Here is an 18,044-nt window from a genome sequence, read left to right as displayed (position 1 = left end):
GATGGCCGCGACCAGCGCATATGCCGATGACCTCGGCACGCTTGCTCCGGGCAAGCTGATGGCGGGCGTGGACGCCAATAACAAGCCCTATTCGTACATCGACGACGGCAAGATGACGGGCTTCGACGTAGAACTGCTGCGTGCTATTGGAGCCAAGCTGGGCTTAAGCGTCGACTTCCGCGCACAGGACTTCAGCGGCTTGCTGCCAAGCGTGTCGAACCAGCAGGTTGACCTTGCCGCCGGATCGATTTCGATCACGAAAGACCGGCTGAAGATGGTCGATTTTTCCGAGGGTTATCTCACAGGCCTGCTTAGCGTAGCGACCTTGCCCGACAGCCCGATCACCAGCGACAAGGCCTCGGTGAAGGACAAGCGTATCGGCGTGGTGCAAGGTACGATTGAAGATACGTATTCGGACAGCTACTTGCCGGGCGCGCAGATCGTGCGTTTCCCCAATCTGAACGCAGGTTTCCTCTCCATGCGTTCGAAATACATCGATGGTTTTTTCATCGATAAATCGCTCGTCGACGGTCTGCAAAGCAAGTATCCGCAGTTGAACATTACGGACCGGCTGGATATATCGGCCGTCAACCTGCCGGCCGGTTTCCCGATGCGCAAGGGCAACGCCAAGCTCGAAGCGGCGGTCAACAAGACGCTTAACGAACTGGTGGCCGACGGCACCTGGATGAAGCTCTACACGCAGTTCCATCCCGGCTATCCGAAGCCCGCCAGCCTGCCGCCGTACGAGATGAAAACCGGTAGCTGAATGTCCGCCGACCTGATTCGGAGAGCGCCATGAACGCATTCCTGCAGAACTTCCTCGACTGGCAGTTGCTCACGGGATCGCTGCCTGCGCTGCTCGAAACCGGGCTTGTCAACACGCTTGTGCTGTCGCTGTTTTCGACCTTGCTCGGGATCGTCGCGGGCATGGTGCTGGCGTTGATGGCGGTGTCGCATATGCGCTGGCTCGAAGTGCCGGCGCGTGTGTTCGTCGAGGTCTTTCGCGGTCTGCCCGCGGCGCTGGTAATCCTGCTCGTGGGGCAAGGGCTCGCGCCGCTCGGGCTGTCGATCTTCGGGCCGAATCCGTATCCGCTTGCGATCGTGGCGCTCGGGCTGATTTCATCGGCGTATATAGCGGAGATTTTTCGCTCGGGTATTCAGAGCGTGGGCAAGGGGCAGCTCTCCGCGTGTCAGGCGCTTGGCATGACGTACTGGACCGCCATGCGTCATGTGATCGTACCGCAAGGCGTCCGGCGCATCCTGCCCGCGCTTGCGAACCAGTTCATTTCAATCGTCAAGGATTCAAGCCTCGTTTATTTTCTCGGCTTGCTGACCTCGCAACGCGACTTGTTCACGATTGGACAGAACACGTCGGTGAACACGGCGAACCTGTCGCCGCTGGTCGCGGCCGGCCTCGTCTACTTGCTGATTACCATACCGCTCACGCATGCAATCAATCATATCGACCGCTGGACCAACCGGCATTCGAATCCGCGTTATGGCGGCGCAAGCGCCACCACTCGTAAGCAACTCAAACGCGAGGCTGCGGCAGCCCGCGCGAGCATGGCCGAACAACACAACTAAAGCCAGGGAATAACAACGTATGGGACCACCAGTCGAGACCGTCGCCGACGACACCACCCTGCCGGACGAAGTGGATGTCGTCGTGGTCGGTGGCGGGATCATCGGCGTGAGTACGGCGCTGTATCTGAGCAATAGAGGCTTGCGTGTAGCGGTATGCGAGAAGGGGCATATAGCGGGCGAGCAATCCAGCCGCAACTGGGGCTGGGTGCGTGTCACGCATCGCGACATGCGCGAATTCGAGCTGAGTATTGAAAGCCTGAAGCTGTGGCGCACGCTCGACCAGACGCTCGGCATCGATACCGGTTTCAAGCAGTGCGGCATCCTGTATATGGCTAATGACGACACGAAGATGGAAGCTCATCGCGTGTGGCTAGAGAAGGCGCGAGCGTTGGCCGGCCGCGATGCATTCGATACCCGCGAAGTCGATCCCAAGACCGTCGCCGGTTTGCTGCCGGGCGCGACAAAGGCATTCAAGGGCGGCTTGTACACGCCGGGAGATGGCCGCGCCGAACCGCAGAAAGCCGCGCCGGCGATAGCGAATGCACTGCGCAAGCGCGGTGTGAAAATCCTGACGCCCTGTGCGGTGCGTGGTGTGGAAACAAGCGCGGGCCGAGTCAGTGCTGTCGTCACCGAGCTGGGTACGATTCGCTGCAAGAGCGTGGTGGTTGCGGGCGGCGCGTGGTCGCGGCTGTTCTGCGGGAACCTGGATATCAACGTGCCGCAGTTGATGGTGAAGGCTTCCGTGTTGCGGACAGCGCCTATTGAAGGCGGTCCCGCGGTGAGCGCAAGCAATAAGGAATTCGCGTTTCGCAAGCGCGCGGACGGTGGTTATACGATTGCGTTCGGCTTTCGTACGTACACGGATATCACACCCGACAGCTTCCGCCTGTTGCCCAAATATATCCCCGCACTGAAGAGTCAACTGGGCGCGTTGAGGGTTGGAATGGGCGCGCGTTTCTTCGATGAACTACGTCGGCCGCGTCATTGGGCGCTTGATAAACCGACTGCCTTCGAAAACGTCCGCACGCTCGATCCCGAGCCAATTTCCGCTTATACCGATGCCGGCCTGCGTGAGTTCGTGAAGGTCTTTCCGCACCTGAGCGGCGCACGCATCGCGCAGCGCTGGGCAGGTCTCATGGACGTTACACCGGACGCTATTCCGGTGATATCGGGCGTCGAAAGCGTGCCTGGGCTTTTCATCGGCACGGGCTTTTCGGGGCATGGTTTTGGCATTGGCCCAGCCGCAGGAAAGCTGATGGCGGATCTGGTCACCAACGACAAACCGCTGGTCGATCCGCACCTGTTCCGGCTAAGCCGTTTCAGTGACGGCACGAAGATTGTTATCGACGCAGGCTTTTAAGGATCTCGATAGTGAACAAGGTAGCGATGATCTCCGGCGCGAATCGCGGCATCGGCCTCGCGGTGGCGACGGAATTGCACCGGCGTGGTTATCGGCTGTCGCTGGGAATGCGTGATCCCTTGTCGGCGCAGATTCCATTCGATGCATTCACGTTCGCTTATGAAGCGCGCGATCCACTAAGCGGACGCCGCTGGGTCGACGCGACCGTCGAGCATTTTGGCGGTATCGATGTCTTGATCAGCAACGCGGGAATCTGCACTCACATCACGCTCGAGGAAGGTACCGACGAACTGCTGGAAGAGACACTCGATATCAACGTGAAGGCGCCCTTCCGTCTGATCCAGGCAGCGTTGCCGCACCTGCGCAAACCCGGCGATGCACGCGTCGTGCAGATTGCGTCGTTGTCGGGCAAGCGGGTGAAGAACCTGAACGCGGGTTACCAGATGTCGAAGCATGCGGTGATCGCGTTGAATCATGCTGTGCGGCGAGCCGGCTGGGACGACGGCATTCGCGCGACCGCGATCTGCCCCGGCTTCGTGAATACCGACATGGCGGCGGGGATAGCCGGTCTCGAACCTCAGGCGCTGACACAGCCTGAGGACCTGGCCTTGCTGATAGCGAACACCATCGCGATGCCGAATACGGCAAGCGTCGCGGAGATCCTGGTGAATTACCGGCACGAGGATTTATTCTAGCCTCTAAACCGCTCTACGACTGCGGATAACGTACGTTCCACTGCTTGAGTGCCCTTGTTTCCCGATCGAAACCAAGCACGCTGACTGACGCTGTATCGAGTAGCAAATGCGCCCCCAGCACCGCTGAATCGGCCATCCAGCAGCCACCGAGCACACGCAGGAAATGCGCATGCGAAAACAGCGCGATGCGCCCGCTCGCGGAAAGCAGCCGCTGGATCAGGGATTCCGCCCGCGCCTGAATTTCTTCAACGCTCTCGCCTTGCGGTATTGGCGAAGTCCACACCGACCAGTCGGGATCTTCAGCGCGAATGTCCTTCGTCTTGCGGCCTTCGTAGATACCGTAATCCCATTCGCTCAGGCGCGGCTCCTCTTCTGCCTGACCGCCGAGACCCGCTTCGGCGCAGGTATCGCGGGCACGGCTCATCGGACTGCACAGCACTAGATCGAAGGGCTGGGCCGCAAGCACGGGCCGCAGCGAACGGGCTTGTACACGGCCGTGGTCTGTCAGCGGAATGTCAGTGCGGCCCGTGTGCTGGCCGGATAGGCTCCATTCGGTTTCACCATGACGGATCAGCCAGATCTCGGGTTGGTTCACGTGGTTTTCGGTAACAGTAGCGTTCATTGGCGTTGGCAGGATGAGGGTGGGAACGATTGCGCCAGACCGATTCTACGGCGCTATCGGTAAATTTTCAGAGCGCGCATTCAACCCGCCTTCAACCCGCGTCAAACCGGTCGGCCCTGAACGGCGTGACATCGATGAGCGGTTCTTCCCCCGTCATCATGGCAGCGATAAGCCGCCCGGTCACCGCGCCGAGCGTCAACCCGTGATGCGCATGTCCGAACGCAAACCACATCGTCTTGTGACGCGGCGCCGGGCCGATAATCGGCATCATGTCGGGCGTGCACGGGCGCCTGCCCATCCACGGTTCGTCATCTACCCGTTCGCCTAGCGGGAACAGCGAACGTGCCACGGGCTCGGCACGCATTAGTTGCACAGGGGTCTTCGGCGCATCGCGATCCGCAAGTTCAACGCCCGTTGTCAGTCGAATGCCTCGTGCCATGGGCGCGATCAGGAAGCCGTTATCCACATCCAGCACGGGATGATTCAGCACCGTCCCGGGTTTCGGTGCGTAGTGCATGTGATAACCACGCTTGACCGCAAGCGGCAACCGGTAGCCCAACGCCGAGGTAACGTCTTTAGCCCACGGCCCCAGCGCGATCACCGCCGACGACGCGCTCACCGGACCGTCTTGCGTCATCACGCGCCAGCCATCGCCCTCTGCTTCAAGCGACGTCGCGTCGCCCATCAGGAAGCGTCCGCCCAAACGCTCGAAGTACGCCGCATAGCCCGCGACCAGCGCGCCCGGATCAGTGACCGATACCGCGTCCGTGTAATGCAGGCCACCTACTAGCGAGCGGTCGAGATGCGGCTCGGTTTTTTGCAACTTCGCCGGATCGAGTGCGTTGTAGTGCACCCCGAACTCACGATGCCACCGCTCGGCATCGCGCAACTCTTCGTCCTGAGCGGCAGCGGTGTGAAAAACCTTGATCCAGCCCGTTGGACGCAGCAACGCTTCGACACCCGCTTCCTGCGCGAGGATCTCGTGCTCGGTCACGCAATGTTCGATCAGGGTGGCGTACTGACGCGCGATGGCGGCATGGCGCGCGGGCTCCGAATTGCGCCAGTATGCCCAGAGGAACGGCGCAAGTCCGGGCAGTGCATCGCGGTGGTAATGAACATCGATCGATGCGTTGCGGGCGTAGTGCATCAGCGTGCCGATGTCGCGGGGAAGCGCGTATGGGTAGACGCCCTCGCGCTGCAAGAGCCCGGCATTGCCGAAGGAGGTTTCGAGCCCCGGAAGCTTGCGGTCAACCAGCGCAACAGAACGGCCACGCTTCTGCAGATGAATAGCAATTGAAACACCCACAATGCCCGCGCCCAGCACGACAGTGTCAAACTTCATGCGTTGAATCTCTCCTCTACGTCTAGTTTGTTTGCGGCAAGTGGGTGGTGCACAGCGATCCGCCACCGACCCTTCACCGCTCCAGAAACTTCCAGACGTAGATCATACGCGCGCGCTCCTTAAGCTTTAACAATAAGCTTTCGCTTCAGCGCGAACCCGCTTACCCAGCCGATACGGACCGCTATTTGAGCAACCCTTTAAGCGGTGTGTTCGGGTCAGCAAGATCAGCATGGTCCAGCACCTTGCCCGCGGCCATCAACCGTCGGCACACCGCGACTTCCCGGCCGCAATTTACCGTCACCGCGGCCTCGAGTCTGTTGTCCGCGCCGAGCCCCAGCATGCAGAACGCGTCCCCTTCAGGATCGCCTCGCGTGACTATCGACTGATGCGCCACAAAAACGCCCAGCGTCTGCAGATTGCAGGTGTATTGATCAGACCAAAGCCAAGGCATCTCGGCATAACGTTCCTCGTTGCCCAGCATGTTCGCGGCCGCTACAGCAGGCTGATTCTCCGCGACTTGCCACGACTCCACGCGCACATGCCGGCCGAGTAGCGCATTGAAATGATTCGTCACCTCGCCCGCCGCGAAGATCAGCGGATCGGTGGTACGGCAGTGTTCATCAACCACAATGCCGTTATCGACGATCAATCCCGCCGATACGGCAAGCTCCACGTTAGGCAGTACGCCTATGCCGATCACCACTACATCCGCAGCCACTTCGCCGCGATCGGTTTTGATCAGCGCGCCGCCTTCGGCCGTTTTGTTTATCGCTACCGGCGTGGTCTCGAGCTGCATATCCACGCCGTGACGCCGATGCAAACCGAGCATGAACGAAGAGACCTCGGGCGGCATGGACCGCTGCAACAAGCGGCTTGCTGGTTCGATCACCGTAACCTTGCAGCCACGCGATACCGCCGACGCTGCCACCTCTAGCCCGATAAATCCACCGCCCAACACCGCGACTCTCGCACCCGGCACAAGCGCTTCGCGCAGCCCGCGGGCGTCGGCCACGGTACGAACGTAATGCAGCTTCACGCTCTCATCGACCGGTCTGCTAAAACGGCGCACACGCGATCCGGTCGCAATCAGCAGACGGTGATAACCGATCCGCGCGCCATCGCTGAGATGTACACACTGCTCCACACAATCGATCGCCGCCACTCGAACGCCGAGCCGAATCTCGATGCGCTGCTCTGCGTACCAGCTTGCGTCGCGGATGAAAGCGCGTTGCTCACCTTCGACCCCAAGCAACGCATCCTTCGATAACACCGGCCGGTCGTAAGGCAGTTCCGCCTCTTCGCCGATCATCAGGATGCGGCTCTCCGGCGCCTTCTGACGAAGCGTTTCGGCTGCACGCCGCGCGGCATGTCCCGCGCCAACGATCACATACGCGTCATTCAACATGGATCTCGACGTTGCCCTCGTTGATGCGAACCGGATACGTGCGGACCGCTTCCACAATGGGCGCACACTGCGGCGCGCCCGTACGAATGTCTACGAGCCCTTGATGCAAAGGACACTCGACACAACCGTCCTCTACGAAACCCTCTGAAAGACGCGCGTGACCATGCGTGCAGAGATCGTGCAGCGCGAAGATATCGTCGCCCAGACGGAAAACCGCTATGGGTTTGTTACCCGCAACGACCGCGACCGGTTCGCCTTCTTCGAAGTCATCAAGCGCGCCCACTGGATGCCACGCGTGAGCCAACTGGTTCATTGTCGCCTCCATCAGATCGGTGTGGCGAGCAGTGTCTGCACGCGCGAGGTGTCATAGATCACGCGCTTCGACTGGTAACGCAAACCGGCATCGGTACGCACCACCTTGTCGTAATACTTGCCCGCCTGATACACATTCGATTCGCCGTTCGTGCGCGTCTGGATCACGACATAATTGCTTTCCGTCTCGATCACGCCGTCTTTCTGCGCCACTACACAGAGCCCCGACGTCATGTGCCGGTAACTGTGTTCCTCGAAGATATTGGCGTTGCGCAACGACACTACACGGTCACGCAGCATCTTCTGGTTATTGCAGTAGATGATGCCGATAGGCAGGCCCATGTCGGCGTTTTCCTTCGGCACGATCTCGTAGAAACAATCCTCCGTGAAGAGCGCCGGCCATGCTTCCAGGCGATCGTTGTCCAGCGTGTTGATGTACTGGTCCTGCAGCACGTGCAGTTGGAACCACAGCGTCATATCGTCCATGATGTTCAACGTCTCCATCGTTCAATAACCCATCAATTTCTGGTAACCGACCCAGAATTTTCGGATCAGGCTTTCGGTGATGACCGTGTCCTGCTGGTCTGGATTACCACGCGACATCTCGATCACCGAAGTGGCGCCTGCATCGCGGATCGTGCCGCGCTGGACCAGTTCGGTTGCTTCCGTGTCTTCCATCGAGATATAGCCGGCAGGCCCCACCAGATTCGCCTGCTTGATGCGCAGCTCGCGCATCTCGGGGGTGTCGTCGGTATATCCGAAGAAGTGGAAAATCAGCTCGAAGCTGTTGGTTCCTTTAGGCAGCAACTGCCGCGCGACCAGCGTGTTGTGAATCTGCTGGATCACGAGTTGCGGGAAGATCGGCTGGATATGATTAGTCGTGTCTTCTTCGTATTCCGAAATCAAGCCGAGAATGGAATCGTCTTCCAGTGCGAAACCTTCGTCGAAGGAGCGAATGTTCTGCTGCTTGTACGCAGCCGATGTGTCCTCGCCCGTCTTCGTCACCGTGATGATGCTGTGCAGTCCGTGCGTTGCATCGGGTATTGAACGTGCCTTCATGCCGACACGAAAGATGTTGAATGTCGTATGGAACAGATGCAGCATGCTCGCGTGATACGGGTCCTTCACGTTCTCGAAATAAAGCTTCCAGTTCGACTTTGAAAACTGGCGGGTGCAGCCGAGATATTCAATCGGTTTATGAAAGATACGATCAATCCAAGGCCGCATTTCCGCACCCAGATAGTCCGGCAAAGGACCGACCGTTTCGCTGAAGGTCGCGAACACCAGGCCGCGATAACTCTCAACACGCAGCTTTCTCAAACTGTGATTTTTCGGATCGAAATCGGCGGGCATGCCGGTCATGCCTTTTTGTCCCCGGCGAAACGGCACGCCCAGGAGGTTGCCGCTTTTGTCGAAACTCCACTGGTGATACACGCATGTATGCGAGCTTGCGTTGCCACGAGACTTCCTGCACACAGACGCGCCGCGATGCGCGCAGCGGTTGACCCACGCCGCCAGCGAGCCATCGTCGTTGCGCGTGACGACCACGGGTGTATCGCCGACAAAGGTGCTTTTGAAATCGCCCGGATTCGGAATCTCGGCTTCCAGCGCCACGAAATTCCAGGTCGGTCCGCGATAGATCCGCTCCTGCTCGCGCTCGTACACCGCCTGCGAGCTGAAGACCTTGTACGGCACGCGTGAGCCGTCGTCATGAGGAAAAATTACCGCATCGGAGTCAAGCGGGTTCATCGGGCGCAAGGGGAATTCAGCCCTTCCATCCGGTGCGTCCAGGGCGTCCATCGCGTTCGTTTCCACGGCGTCTCTCCTTTTGTGGGGGATTGGGTGTGGAGCGATTTTTGGAGCGCCAAAATAGCGGGTCTATCCGATAACGGCTATGCGCAGGCTCCGTTATCCACTTCCGGCAGGTTTTCACCCGGCGTTGTGCTACGACGGCCTACGGTGTAGCGGCCGGGTTGATTTACCATCGTCGTGATTGTTTTCACCGAACGGAACCGTCCATGTCTCCAGCCATCTTTCGTGCTGACGCGTTGCGGGGCTATCGATTATTCGAATCGACCGACCTCGATGAAACCCGCGAACTGATCTCGCGCGTGATGCAGCCGCACGCGCTCGTGCCCATGGGCTCGGGCCGTGGCCGTTCGCACATGGATTTCGTGAAGCTCGGCGGCCTGGGTCTCGGCACGATCGCGTTCGGCGACGCCATGCGCGTGGACGTCCAGGCGGTGGACGGCTATTACCTGCTGATGTTCTGCGTGACCGGCAACGCCGAAGTCCGCACGATGGGACGTTCCATGCTCGTGAACCGCGACCAGGGCATTTTATGTGCGCCAGGGCAGCCTTTCGACGCACTGCTGTCGCCCGGCTGCGAGCAGTTCGTGCTGCGGATCGATCCCGTCGCGCTGAACGCGCAAGCGGGTCGAGGCATACCGCATTTCGCCTCGCTCGTGCCGGTGGGCGGCTCGCATTTACGCGGCTGGATGCACCAATTGCAACTGGTGGCGAGTTCGCCCGAATTGCTCGCGTGTGCGCGCAGCAACCCGCGCGTGGCGACGCAACTGGAAAGTTTGCTGATCGATCTGTTCGCCACGGGGCACGTAGACAACGGAACAGACACGGGCTTCGCTTCGAAGCGTTCGCTGGTGTCGCCGGGCTTTGTGAAGCGCGCGGAGGCGTTCATCGAAGCGCATTGCAGCGAGCCGCTGGAGTTACTCGATATTGCCGGTGCCGCCGGCGTCCCGGCTCGCACGTTGCGCGATGGTTTCCAGCAATTTCGCGGCGTGAGTCCGATGCAATATGTGCGGCAATTGCGCCTGGAACGCGCGCGCGATGCGTTGCGCGCAGCGCCATCGGATATGCGTGTCGCTGAAATTGCGCTCGATTGCGGGTTTGCGCATCTCGGGCGTTTCGCGATGGTCTACAAGGCGATGTTCGGCGAGTCGCCGTCGGAAACATTGCGGGAACGCTAGGCGCGCCTGCTGCGCCCTTCATACAGCGCGGCCACGCCCTTGCGCGCGCCGCGCCGGGGGCAAGCGCGAGCTTAGCCTTTGCGAAGCGCTGGAGCGCCCCACGGTGCGCCGATGGTCCCGCCATCGACGACGATTTCGGCCGCCGTGATCCCGGATGCTCCCTTCGATGCAAGGAACACCACCGCCTCTGCGACTTCTTCGGCGGCAGCGAGGCGTCCCATCGGAATAGTCGGCGACAACCTTTCTTCCGTGCCGTCGAGCGTCGCGCCAGTGCGTGCACCCCGCGTCCAGATCGGCGTGCGTGTTGCCCCGGGTATGACCGTGTTCACGCGAATACCCCGTTGCACGAGCTCGGTGGCAAACACTTTCGCCATGCCGGTGATACCGGCCTTGGACGCCGAATACGCAGCCGATCCCGCACTACCGAGCTCACGCATGACCGAACCATTGAGCACGATCGCCCCCCCCGCCGACATCAGCGGCAGCGCCGCCTGAACCGTGAGAAAGACCGCCGTAAGGTTGGTGCGAAGAATTGCTTCGAACGCCGCGGCTGTGGTGCCGCCCAACGGCGTCGGCCCTGAAATTCCCGCGTTGGCAAACACGATATCGAGCGAACCGAAGGCATCGCTCACTTGCTTGATCATCGAATCGATTGCAGCAGGGTTGTCGAGATCCGCGTGAATCGCGAGCGCATTTGCGCCAAGCTCTGACACCGCCGCGTCGAGCTTCGCGCGATCCCGCCCCGTGATAGCGACGCGGGCGCCTTCAGCGATCAACAACCTCGCTGTCGCAAAACCGATACCGCTATTACCGCCCGTAATCAAAGCAGTTTTATCTGTGAAACGCATGAGTGACTCTCCTGTGTTGAGTACCGCCCGGCCGCGGCTGAACAAATGCATCGAGTGAATCGACCAGACTCTCCATCTGAATGTTGAACATAATCCACATTTTCAGTATTATCCTCATCATGCAGATTGTCAAGCGAGGTTTGGATGGGTTACTCACAGGCGCAGAAGGCGGAGAGCAGGCAACGCGTGCTGGACACGGCGGCGCGGCAGATTCGCGAACACGGACTCGAAGCGTTGGGCGTGGCCGACTGCATGCGCAGCGCGGGGCTGACGCATGGGGCGTTCTATGGCCATTTTCCGTCGCGCGATGCGTTGATCGTTGCCGCGCTCGAGCAGGCCTTGACGCAAGGTGAGAAACGCGTGATGGCACGCGCGGCTGGGCAATCCAAGACACGGTTTCAAGCGATCGCCGATGCTTATCTGCATCATGCTCACGCGGAGAATCCGGGTACGGGATGTGCGTTATGCTCGCTCGCCGGCGATACAGCGCATTCGAGGGTGGACGTAAAGGCGCTTTACACCACGCACTTGCGGCGGCTTGCAGATCAGTTGACGCAAGCGGCGGGTATCGACGGTAAAACGGTGGGGCTGGGGGTAGTGGCCACTATCGTGGGCGCGATCACGCTGGCGCGCGCAGTGGATGATCGCGAACTGGCGCAGTCGATTCTCGCTGCCGCACATGCCCTCGTGATGACGCAGGACGGCGCTGGTGAGTAACGAACCGGGCTGCTGTCGTGATCGGTGATCGGTGATCGGTGATCGGCGATCGGTTACCGGTAGTCGGCGAACTGACGCGTGCAGAACCGGTGTAATTGCTGCAATAGCTCGGAGCCTTGCGAGGTCAGGCGCGGCATGGCCTGACCATTCGTGCTCGCCTCAATGCGCACGAGGTGCTCGTGTTCGAGACTCGCCACGTCGGAAGAGCGTGGTTCCACCTGCGACGGCGAATGCTGGATCAGAAGCAGTGTCGATAACTCGTGAGGGCTGAGCATGAAAATCTCCTTGCATGAATGCCACAACGGTTTGCATGTCATGCATCCTAGAGAGCCAAATCGGCATTTGCGCTACAGCCATTTTTCACGACGTTACACGGTTACATTCTCGCAATGGGTGGGGGTTTTCGTTCGCACTCGGTTTGGGGGATGCTGGGTTGCTGCTTTCGGTGTTAGCGGTCTGCGTGAGTTAGCTGTTCTCTTTATCACTATTAGCCACTGTGCGTGGCTAATAGTGATAAAGAGAACAGCCAGCATAGACCGGCCACGGACGCCGAAAGCACCACCCCGGCATCACCCCCGACCGCTACCCCCAAAACCGCCAGCCCCCAAGCCCGCCAACATCAAGCCATCTGCGCTCACAGCGTCCCAAGCGATTCTTGCAGCGAATCGCTCTCGCGGCGCCCATTCCGAAGACGTGCCAGCCCCCGAATTCCAATCAGCGACACCGCCGACAGGATCGTAAAGAAAAGAGCAAGCGGCACCCATTGACCCTGAAAACGCTGCGCGATCATCGTGCCGATTATCGGTGTCGTGCCTCCGGCAATCGTCGCGCAGAGCTGGTACGCAATCGAGATACCTGAATAGCGCAGATGCCTGGGAAAGGCATAGGTCATGAAGCCTGCGATAACCGCATAGATAGCCGACAACACGACCACCGAAAACGCAATACCGGCAATGATCGCCACCGGATTTCCAGTATTGACGAGCAGGAACATGGGGTACGGCGTCAGCATCGAGAGCAATGCGGCGGCGGTGAGGAAACGGGCGTCGCCAAAGCGCTCGGCCAACATCGCCGAGACAGGCTGCGAGAGAAGCTGAATGACAGTGACGGCAAACAGGCAGTCGAGAATCAGCGACTTCGACATATGCAGATAAACCGTCACGTACGAAATCATGAACGTGTTGGTGAAGAAGAATCCCGCAGAACCGATAGTCGTTGCAGCGGCTGCAAAAAGAATCGGCACCCAATGCGACTTGAGCACTTCCTTCACGGGCGATTGCACCATTTCGTCCGAGCCCTTCATCTCCTCGAACTCGGGCGACTCATTGACCCCTGAGCGAATCACAAGACCGGTCGCGAGCAGCACGAAGCTCGCGAGGAACGGCAAGCGCCATCCCCAGGAGATGAAATCCTCATGATCAAGCGATGTCACCAGCCGGAAAGAAATCAACGAAAGGATCAGGCCCGCGGGACTGCCCATTTGCGGGAACGATGCGAAGAAGGTCTTGCGCCCTTCCGGAGCGTGTTCGCTCGACATCAGCACGGCACCGCCCCACTCACCGCCAACAGCGATACCCTGCACGATGCGCAGCATGATCAGCATGACTGGCGCCCAGATGCCGGCGGTTGCATAGGACGGCAGCAACCCGATGCCGGTTGTCGCCACGCCCATCAGGAACATGGTCAGCAATAGCATTTTCTTGCGGCCAAGTTTGTCCCCCAAGTGCCCGAAGACAGCGCCGCTAAGAGGTCGTGCAATGAAACCGACCGCGAACGTACCGAACGAAGCAAGCGTGCTGATGAAGTGATTGCTGCTCGGGAAGAACACGTCGCCCAGCACGAGCGCGGCGGCCGTAGCGTAGGTGTAGAAGTCGTAGAACTCGACGGTCGTGCCGATAAAAGCCGCAAACGCTGCGCGGACGGGTTGCCTGCCGGGGGCCGCTGCCTTCATGATCTTTGCCTTTCTCGAAAGTAGCTCGCTTGCCGTTCGATGCCCGGCAAGCGAGAGGGGATATCGACTTATCGAGCGTCAAAAATCGTTCGTACAATCGCGTTTTTGCATTGTCAGTATCAGCGCAGCTAATACTTCCGTGGTCGCGTTGCGGCTCGGGCGGCAGCGATCATAAGTGCAAACATTAGCCGGATTGATGATGAGGATAAGGACAGGGAATTTGACGAATGCTTTCCGTTCGACGAACACTACGCCCCATCACTGAGCACGAACCTGAGAGGTCTCAAGCATGCAAGCAATGCAAAACCCGCTTCCCGTTGGGGACCCGGCCGTGTTCGATACCGACGAATGGCAGGTCCGCTCGGACCTCGCGGCGCTGTACCGGCTCACTGCCCATTTCCGCATGACGGACATGATCGACACGCACATCACGGCGCGTTTGCCGGGCGCCACGCCAACGTTCCTGATCAATCGCTACGGTGTTTTGTTCCACGAGATGCGTGCTTCGGATCTGGTCAAGATCGATCATCTGGGCCAAGTCGTCGATGAACGCGCCGCCGCCGAGCCCGAACGCTTTCGCGTGAATGCGGCCGGCTTCACGATTCATTCGGCCATTCACATGGCACGCGAAGACCTTGGTTTTGTCGTTCACACTCATACGGCAGCTGGCACGGCTGTATCGGCGCAAGAGCACGGCCTGTTGCCGATCAGTCAGCATGCGCTCAAGTTCTACGGCAAGCTCGGGTACCACGACTACGAGGGCATTGCGTTGAATCTTGGCGAGCGTGAACGTCTGGTACGCGATCTCGGTCCGAACAAGGCAATGATCCTGCGCAATCACGGCCTGCTCGCTGCGGGCGCGACGGTTGCCGAGGCATTCCATGAAATCTACTTTCTCGAACGCGCTTGTCAGGCGCAAATCCAGGCGCTCGCCGGCGGCACAAAGCTGCGTATTCCATCCGCAGAAGTATGCGAACTGACCGCGAGCCAGTTCAACCGCGAAGAATCCGCGGAAATCATGGACATGGCGTGGCGTGCCGCGTTACGCTTGATTGCCGATCCCGCATCCGATTACCGTTGCTGACTCTTGTCACTGCATCTGCATGACGCCTGCGTGTGCGAGACCTGCCATCGACCCGATCAATGACCAAACTAGTCCTCATTAGCCGCGACTTCGACCTGTCGCACCTTGCACCAGCCATTCTCCGCGCGGCGCCTGAACTTGAAGTCACGCTGCATGGCCACGAGGACGCAGCCGACGCCGAAGTGGCCGTCTGCTGGAATCCACCGGTTGGCGCCATCGCGGCGCTGCCGAAGCTGCGACTCGTGCACAGCATTGCTGCCGGCGTCGACAACATCCTGACCGATCCCAGCCTGCCGAGCGTGCCCGTGTGCCGCGTTGTCGATCCACGGCATGCTCGCGGCATGAGCGAGTTCGTTGCGTGGGGCGTACTGCATTTTCATCGACAACTTGATCGCGTCATATCGAACCAGCGTGACGAGAACTGGTTTCGTCCCGAGCAGCGAGATCCGTCCACGTGTTCGGTGGGCGTCATGGGTCTTGGCGAGATTGGCAGCCGAGTGGCGACTGACCTTCATCGGCTTGGTTTCGCTGTACGAGGGTGGGCACGCCGGGCGAGAGACCTTTTGGGCATCGAAACATTTGAAGGGTCGCCGGGGCTTGAGCCCTTCCTGCAAGGCACCGACATTCTCGTGTGCCTGTTACCGCTGACAGATGAAACGCGGGGCATCCTGAACGCGCGCACGTTCGATTCATTGCGTCCCGGCGCGAAGCTGATTCACGTGGGACGAGGGGAACATCTGGTGCCGGGGGATCTGCTCAGCGCGTTGAACGAGGAGCGGATCAGCGGCGCCATTGTCGATGTTTTCCCAAATGAGCCGCTACCGCAAGGGGATCCGTTCTGGGGGGCGAAGAACATGATCGTGACCCCGCACATGGCGTCGGTCGCGAGCCCCGACACGATCGGTCTACAGGTCGCGGAAAACGTCAGGCGCTTGGTGAAGGGTGAAGCTTTGCATAATGTGGTTGATGTCGCGCGAGGGTATTAGAACCGGTGCACGGGGTTTTGCCGGAACCCGTCTAAACCACTGCACCGGTCTCCCTGTCGATAAACTTGTGCAACGCATCCAGAAAGGCAGTCTCAGCCGCACTGAACTTCCGGTCGCTCGACCAGAGAAGATGCAGGTCGAGATCGGCCACGCCCTCATCCGGCGGTAAGCGCTGAAAGCGCCCCTGTGCAATGTCCTCGCGGACCACATGCTCCGGGAGACAACCAATCCCGAACCCGGCGAATATGAACCGCTTCACTTCCCACATGCTCGACGACGATCCGATCACACGTTCGGTGAAACCCATCTCGTCACGAAAGAACGTAAGCGGCGACATGTGATCGCCTACCTTGTCGCCCGTGAAAGACACGAACTTCTCGCTGACAAGATCCGAGGTACGCAGGTCCGTGCGCCCGAACAACGGATGATGACGCCCGCAAAAAAGCGCATAACGCTGCCGCAGGAACACGCGGCTCTCGACCTTCTTGGGCAAGGTCCGGCGCGGTGTAAGCCCGAGCGTTGCAGCCTTCTGCTGCAAACTGCTGACCACGTCTGCGCTGCGCATCTCCTGGCTTTCGAGCTCGATGCGCGGATAGTCGCGATGGAATTCGGCAAGGAAACTGTCATAAGCGGGGAAATCAATGCCGCTCACAGTATTCAGCCGGACGACACCGGAGATGTCATGATCGCCGTCGACCTTGGCCAGCGAAAGCCGCGAGATCGTGCCGTACACGTCTTCAGCGATCTGTTGCACTTCAATGCCAGCCTGCGTCACTTCTATACGCGGCCCGTGGCGATCGACCAGCCGCATGCCAAGCTGATCCTCAAGGCGACGCAGCGCCTGACTCACTGCAGGCTGCGTCAAATGCAGCCGCGTAGCCGCACGACTCACACTGCGCTCCCGCGCGATGGCGAGAAATGTTCGCAGCAGATTCCAGTCGAGCCGATCATTCAAGTAGGTATCGGACCGTTCATTGCTCATTGCTTACCTCGGTTGTTGCATTCGGCCGCTCCATCATCCATGAAAATTATACTTAAAATAAATATTGGAAATTGGACTAATCATTTTGTATTCCCGATAAAGCTAAGGCCTAAGACCAGCACTTCCATTCCGCGCTCCGGCATTGACAAGGACTTCATCATGAAAGCGTTTAGCCTGCCCCCTTCGGTTGCACGTTGCATGGCATTGGCGCTGCTTATCTCATCCGCGGCGCTTGGTGCTCTCCCCTCCGCCTACGCCGATTCGCTCGGCGACATCAAGCAAAGCAAAGTGATGAAGATCGGCGTGTTCCAGGACTACCCGCCGTTCGGCTCGATCGGCGCGGACATGAAACCGCGTGGCATCGACGTGGACCTGGCTGCGGTGCTTGCGAAAAAACTCGGCGCGCGCAGAGCTCGTACCGGTGACCGGCACTAACCGGCTGGCGTATCTCGCCGATCACAAGGTCGACTTGCTGATGTCGGTCGGACAAACGCCGGCGCGCGATAAAGTCCTCGATTTCACGCAGGCGTATGCGCCCTACTACATCGCCGTGTTCGGTCCGAAGACCGTCGAGATCAAGCAAGCGGCCGACCTGGGCGGCAAGTCGGTTGCGACTGCGGGAGGAACAAACGAAGACATCAGCCTCACGAAAGTCGCGCCAGGCAATACGACGATCAAACGCTTCGATGATCAAAGCGGCGCAATTTCCGCGTATCTCGCGGGTCAGACTCAACTGATCTCGTTAGGCGGAGACGTGGCTGCACGCGTTCGCGCGATGCATCCGCAAACATCGATCGACGAAAAAATCCGTCTGCTCGACTCGCCGATGCACATCGCCGTGAACAAAGGCGAAGGGCCGCTGCGAGACGAATTGAATACCGCACTCGACGACGCCCGCAAAGATGGTTCCATCGACCAGATCGAGAAGAAGTGGCTTGGCGCATCTGTTCCCGCATCCTCATTCTGATGCGCTCAGGTCACGAGGAAACCGACATGAAAACCCCACGGCCTTCCCGTGCGCCCGCGTTGCGACGCGCATGGTTTTTCGTTCCCGGCGTCGATGCCAGCAGCCATGCGACCGCACTCGCAAGCGGCGCGGACGCCATTGTTGCCGACCTCGAGGAAATGACCACGCCTGAAGATCGGCCCGTGGCATGAGAGCGGATCGT

At 59.6% G+C, this 18,044-nt stretch carries 21 protein-coding genes; 11 read left to right on the top strand and 10 right to left on the bottom strand.

The genetic code is table 11. From position 1 onward, the window contains the following. Position 1 precedes the first annotated feature (1 nt). Genes M0D69_RS16830 through M0D69_RS16815 form a run of 4 tightly spaced genes read left to right on the top strand, consistent with a single transcriptional unit; the run spans position 2 to position 3,639 of the window. The gene (locus tag M0D69_RS16830; protein ID WP_367619722.1) at positions 2 to 766 is read left to right on the top strand and encodes a substrate-binding periplasmic protein; all 765 of its coding nucleotides are present in this window, start codon (positions 2 to 4) and stop codon (positions 764 to 766) included. A gap of 29 nt (positions 767 to 795) precedes the next feature. Continuing rightward, positions 796 to 1,584: an amino acid ABC transporter permease gene (locus tag M0D69_RS16825; RefSeq protein WP_301783086.1), complete on the top strand. Its 789-nt coding sequence runs from the start codon at positions 796 to 798 to the stop codon at positions 1,582 to 1,584. 19 nt (positions 1,585 to 1,603) lie between these two features. Beyond that, positions 1,604 to 2,944, top strand: coding sequence for an FAD-binding oxidoreductase (locus M0D69_RS16820; RefSeq protein ID WP_301783085.1), 1,341 nt, complete (start codon positions 1,604 to 1,606; stop codon positions 2,942 to 2,944). Between the two features lie 11 nt (positions 2,945 to 2,955). Next, complete coding sequence (locus M0D69_RS16815; RefSeq protein ID WP_301783084.1) at positions 2,956 to 3,639, top strand: SDR family NAD(P)-dependent oxidoreductase; 684 nt, start codon at positions 2,956 to 2,958, stop codon at positions 3,637 to 3,639. A 13-nt stretch (positions 3,640 to 3,652) separates the two neighbouring features. On the opposite strand, the gene M0D69_RS16810 is transcribed toward M0D69_RS16815, so the two are convergent. The 6 genes from M0D69_RS16810 to andAc form a co-directional block, all read right to left on the bottom strand. Further along, complete coding sequence (locus tag M0D69_RS16810; RefSeq protein WP_301783083.1) at positions 3,653 to 4,234, bottom strand: histidine phosphatase family protein; 582 nt, start codon at positions 4,232 to 4,234, stop codon at positions 3,653 to 3,655. A gap of 118 nt (positions 4,235 to 4,352) precedes the next feature. After that, positions 4,353 to 5,603: an FAD-binding oxidoreductase gene (locus M0D69_RS16805; RefSeq protein ID WP_301783082.1), complete on the bottom strand. Its 1,251-nt coding sequence runs from the start codon at positions 5,601 to 5,603 to the stop codon at positions 4,353 to 4,355. 181 nt (positions 5,604 to 5,784) lie between these two features. Continuing rightward, positions 5,785 to 7,008: an anthranilate 1,2-dioxygenase system ferredoxin--NAD(+) reductase gene (gene andAa, locus M0D69_RS16800; protein ID WP_301783081.1), complete on the bottom strand. Its 1,224-nt coding sequence runs from the start codon at positions 7,006 to 7,008 to the stop codon at positions 5,785 to 5,787. Continuing rightward, positions 6,998 to 7,321 carry an anthranilate 1,2-dioxygenase ferredoxin subunit AndAb gene (gene andAb, locus M0D69_RS16795; RefSeq protein WP_301783080.1) on the bottom strand — a complete coding sequence of 108 codons (324 nt, stop codon included), beginning with the start codon at positions 7,319 to 7,321 and terminating at the stop codon, positions 6,998 to 7,000. Before andAb ends, andAa begins: the two co-directional genes overlap by 11 nt. An 11-nt stretch (positions 7,322 to 7,332) precedes the next feature. Further along, positions 7,333 to 7,824, bottom strand: coding sequence for an anthranilate 1,2-dioxygenase small subunit AndAd (gene andAd, locus M0D69_RS16790; RefSeq protein ID WP_301783079.1), 492 nt, complete (start codon positions 7,822 to 7,824; stop codon positions 7,333 to 7,335). A 3-nt stretch (positions 7,825 to 7,827) separates the two neighbouring features. Continuing rightward, positions 7,828 to 9,069 (bottom strand): anthranilate 1,2-dioxygenase large subunit AndAc, encoded by a 1,242-nt coding sequence (andAc, locus tag M0D69_RS16785; RefSeq protein ID WP_301783142.1) that lies wholly within the window; start codon positions 9,067 to 9,069, stop codon positions 7,828 to 7,830. 269 nt (positions 9,070 to 9,338) lie between these two features. Between andAc and andR the strand changes: the two genes are divergently transcribed. Further along, complete coding sequence (andR, locus tag M0D69_RS16780) at positions 9,339 to 10,307, top strand: anthranilate 1,2-dioxygenase regulatory protein AndR (RefSeq protein WP_301783078.1); 969 nt, start codon at positions 9,339 to 9,341, stop codon at positions 10,305 to 10,307. A gap of 71 nt (positions 10,308 to 10,378) precedes the next feature. Here andR and M0D69_RS16775 read toward each other — a convergent pair whose 3' ends face one another. Continuing rightward, the gene (locus tag M0D69_RS16775) at positions 10,379 to 11,155 is read right to left on the bottom strand and encodes an SDR family NAD(P)-dependent oxidoreductase (protein ID WP_301783077.1); all 777 of its coding nucleotides are present in this window, start codon (positions 11,153 to 11,155) and stop codon (positions 10,379 to 10,381) included. 144 nt (positions 11,156 to 11,299) lie between these two features. Here M0D69_RS16775 and M0D69_RS16770 point away from each other — a divergent pair, with 144 nt between their 5' ends. Next, positions 11,300 to 11,872 (top strand): TetR/AcrR family transcriptional regulator, encoded by a 573-nt coding sequence (locus tag M0D69_RS16770; protein ID WP_301783076.1) that lies wholly within the window; start codon positions 11,300 to 11,302, stop codon positions 11,870 to 11,872. Positions 11,873 to 11,925: 53 nt separating this feature from the next. Here M0D69_RS16770 and M0D69_RS16765 read toward each other — a convergent pair whose 3' ends face one another. Both M0D69_RS16765 and M0D69_RS16760 read right to left on the bottom strand, forming a co-directional pair. Beyond that, positions 11,926 to 12,147: a hypothetical protein gene (locus M0D69_RS16765; protein WP_301783075.1), complete on the bottom strand. Its 222-nt coding sequence runs from the start codon at positions 12,145 to 12,147 to the stop codon at positions 11,926 to 11,928. Between the two features lie 359 nt (positions 12,148 to 12,506). Then, the gene (locus M0D69_RS16760; protein WP_301783074.1) at positions 12,507 to 13,823 is read right to left on the bottom strand and encodes an MFS transporter; all 1,317 of its coding nucleotides are present in this window, start codon (positions 13,821 to 13,823) and stop codon (positions 12,507 to 12,509) included. A gap of 298 nt (positions 13,824 to 14,121) precedes the next feature. On the opposite strand from M0D69_RS16760, the gene M0D69_RS16755 reads away from it, so the two are divergent. Both M0D69_RS16755 and M0D69_RS16750 read left to right on the top strand, forming a co-directional pair. Further along, the gene (locus M0D69_RS16755) at positions 14,122 to 14,907 is read left to right on the top strand and encodes a class II aldolase/adducin family protein (protein WP_301783141.1); all 786 of its coding nucleotides are present in this window, start codon (positions 14,122 to 14,124) and stop codon (positions 14,905 to 14,907) included. Positions 14,908 to 14,966: 59 nt separating this feature from the next. Further along, positions 14,967 to 15,893, top strand: coding sequence for a glyoxylate/hydroxypyruvate reductase A (locus M0D69_RS16750; RefSeq protein ID WP_301783073.1), 927 nt, complete (start codon positions 14,967 to 14,969; stop codon positions 15,891 to 15,893). A 31-nt stretch (positions 15,894 to 15,924) separates the two neighbouring features. On the opposite strand, the gene M0D69_RS16745 is transcribed toward M0D69_RS16750, so the two are convergent. Then, positions 15,925 to 16,875 (bottom strand): LysR family transcriptional regulator, encoded by a 951-nt coding sequence (locus tag M0D69_RS16745; RefSeq protein WP_301783072.1) that lies wholly within the window; start codon positions 16,873 to 16,875, stop codon positions 15,925 to 15,927. A gap of 39 nt (positions 16,876 to 16,914) precedes the next feature. Here M0D69_RS16745 and M0D69_RS16740 point away from each other — a divergent pair, with 39 nt between their 5' ends. The 3 genes from M0D69_RS16740 to M0D69_RS16730 are packed head-to-tail and all read left to right on the top strand — an operon-like array spanning position 16,915 to position 18,033. Then, a complete protein-coding gene (locus M0D69_RS16740; RefSeq protein ID WP_301783071.1) occupies positions 16,915 to 17,310 on the top strand; it encodes a transporter substrate-binding domain-containing protein in 396 nt (131 codons plus the stop codon). Continuing rightward, on the top strand, positions 17,297 to 17,842 hold the full coding sequence (locus M0D69_RS16735; protein ID WP_301783070.1) for a transporter substrate-binding domain-containing protein: 546 nt from the start codon (positions 17,297 to 17,299) through the stop codon (positions 17,840 to 17,842). The genes M0D69_RS16740 and M0D69_RS16735 overlap by 14 nt, the downstream gene beginning before the upstream one ends. Before the next feature lie 26 nt (positions 17,843 to 17,868). Next, positions 17,869 to 18,033 carry a hypothetical protein gene (locus M0D69_RS16730; protein ID WP_301783069.1) on the top strand — a complete coding sequence of 55 codons (165 nt, stop codon included), beginning with the start codon at positions 17,869 to 17,871 and terminating at the stop codon, positions 18,031 to 18,033. The last annotated feature ends 11 nt before the right edge of the window (positions 18,034 to 18,044 follow it).

The sequence above is a fragment of the Caballeronia sp. SEWSISQ10-4 2 genome (assembly GCF_030464885.1).
GTDB lineage: Bacteria > Pseudomonadota > Gammaproteobacteria > Burkholderiales > Burkholderiaceae > Caballeronia.
Note: the sequence above shows the minus strand (reverse complement) of the source record. Positions and strands in the feature narration are given on the sequence as shown.

What these genes read in the sequence shown, in the direction of transcription:
- M0D69_RS16830 (WP_367619722.1), top strand. Translation starts at nt 2, where the DNA reads ATGGCCGCGACCAGCGCATATGCCGATGACCTCGGCACGCTTGCTCCG.
- M0D69_RS16825 (WP_301783086.1), top strand. Translation starts at nt 796, where the DNA reads ATGAACGCATTCCTGCAGAACTTCCTCGACTGGCAGTTGCTCACGGGA.
- M0D69_RS16820 (WP_301783085.1), top strand. Translation starts at nt 1,604, where the DNA reads ATGGGACCACCAGTCGAGACCGTCGCCGACGACACCACCCTGCCGGAC.
- M0D69_RS16805 (WP_301783082.1), bottom strand. Translation starts at nt 5,603, where the DNA reads ATGAAGTTTGACACTGTCGTGCTGGGCGCGGGCATTGTGGGTGTTTCA.
- andAa (WP_301783081.1), bottom strand. Translation starts at nt 7,008, where the DNA reads ATGTTGAATGACGCGTATGTGATCGTTGGCGCGGGACATGCCGCGCGG.
- andAb (WP_301783080.1), bottom strand. Translation starts at nt 7,321, where the DNA reads ATGAACCAGTTGGCTCACGCGTGGCATCCAGTGGGCGCGCTTGATGAC.
- andAd (WP_301783079.1), bottom strand. Translation starts at nt 7,824, where the DNA reads ATGGAGACGTTGAACATCATGGACGATATGACGCTGTGGTTCCAACTG.
- andAc (WP_301783142.1), bottom strand. Translation starts at nt 9,069, where the DNA reads ATGAACCCGCTTGACTCCGATGCGGTAATTTTTCCTCATGACGACGGC.
- andR (WP_301783078.1), top strand. Translation starts at nt 9,339, where the DNA reads ATGTCTCCAGCCATCTTTCGTGCTGACGCGTTGCGGGGCTATCGATTA.
- M0D69_RS16775 (WP_301783077.1), bottom strand. Translation starts at nt 11,155, where the DNA reads ATGCGTTTCACAGATAAAACTGCTTTGATTACGGGCGGTAATAGCGGT.
- M0D69_RS16770 (WP_301783076.1), top strand. Translation starts at nt 11,300, where the DNA reads ATGGGTTACTCACAGGCGCAGAAGGCGGAGAGCAGGCAACGCGTGCTG.
- M0D69_RS16765 (WP_301783075.1), bottom strand. Translation starts at nt 12,147, where the DNA reads ATGCTCAGCCCTCACGAGTTATCGACACTGCTTCTGATCCAGCATTCG.
- M0D69_RS16760 (WP_301783074.1), bottom strand. Translation starts at nt 13,823, where the DNA reads ATGAAGGCAGCGGCCCCCGGCAGGCAACCCGTCCGCGCAGCGTTTGCG.
- M0D69_RS16755 (WP_301783141.1), top strand. Translation starts at nt 14,122, where the DNA reads ATGCAAAACCCGCTTCCCGTTGGGGACCCGGCCGTGTTCGATACCGAC.
- M0D69_RS16750 (WP_301783073.1), top strand. Translation starts at nt 14,967, where the DNA reads ATGACCAAACTAGTCCTCATTAGCCGCGACTTCGACCTGTCGCACCTT.
- M0D69_RS16745 (WP_301783072.1), bottom strand. Translation starts at nt 16,875, where the DNA reads ATGAGCAATGAACGGTCCGATACCTACTTGAATGATCGGCTCGACTGG.
- M0D69_RS16740 (WP_301783071.1), top strand. Translation starts at nt 16,915, where the DNA reads ATGAAAATTATACTTAAAATAAATATTGGAAATTGGACTAATCATTTT.
- M0D69_RS16730 (WP_301783069.1), top strand. Translation starts at nt 17,869, where the DNA reads ATGAAAACCCCACGGCCTTCCCGTGCGCCCGCGTTGCGACGCGCATGG.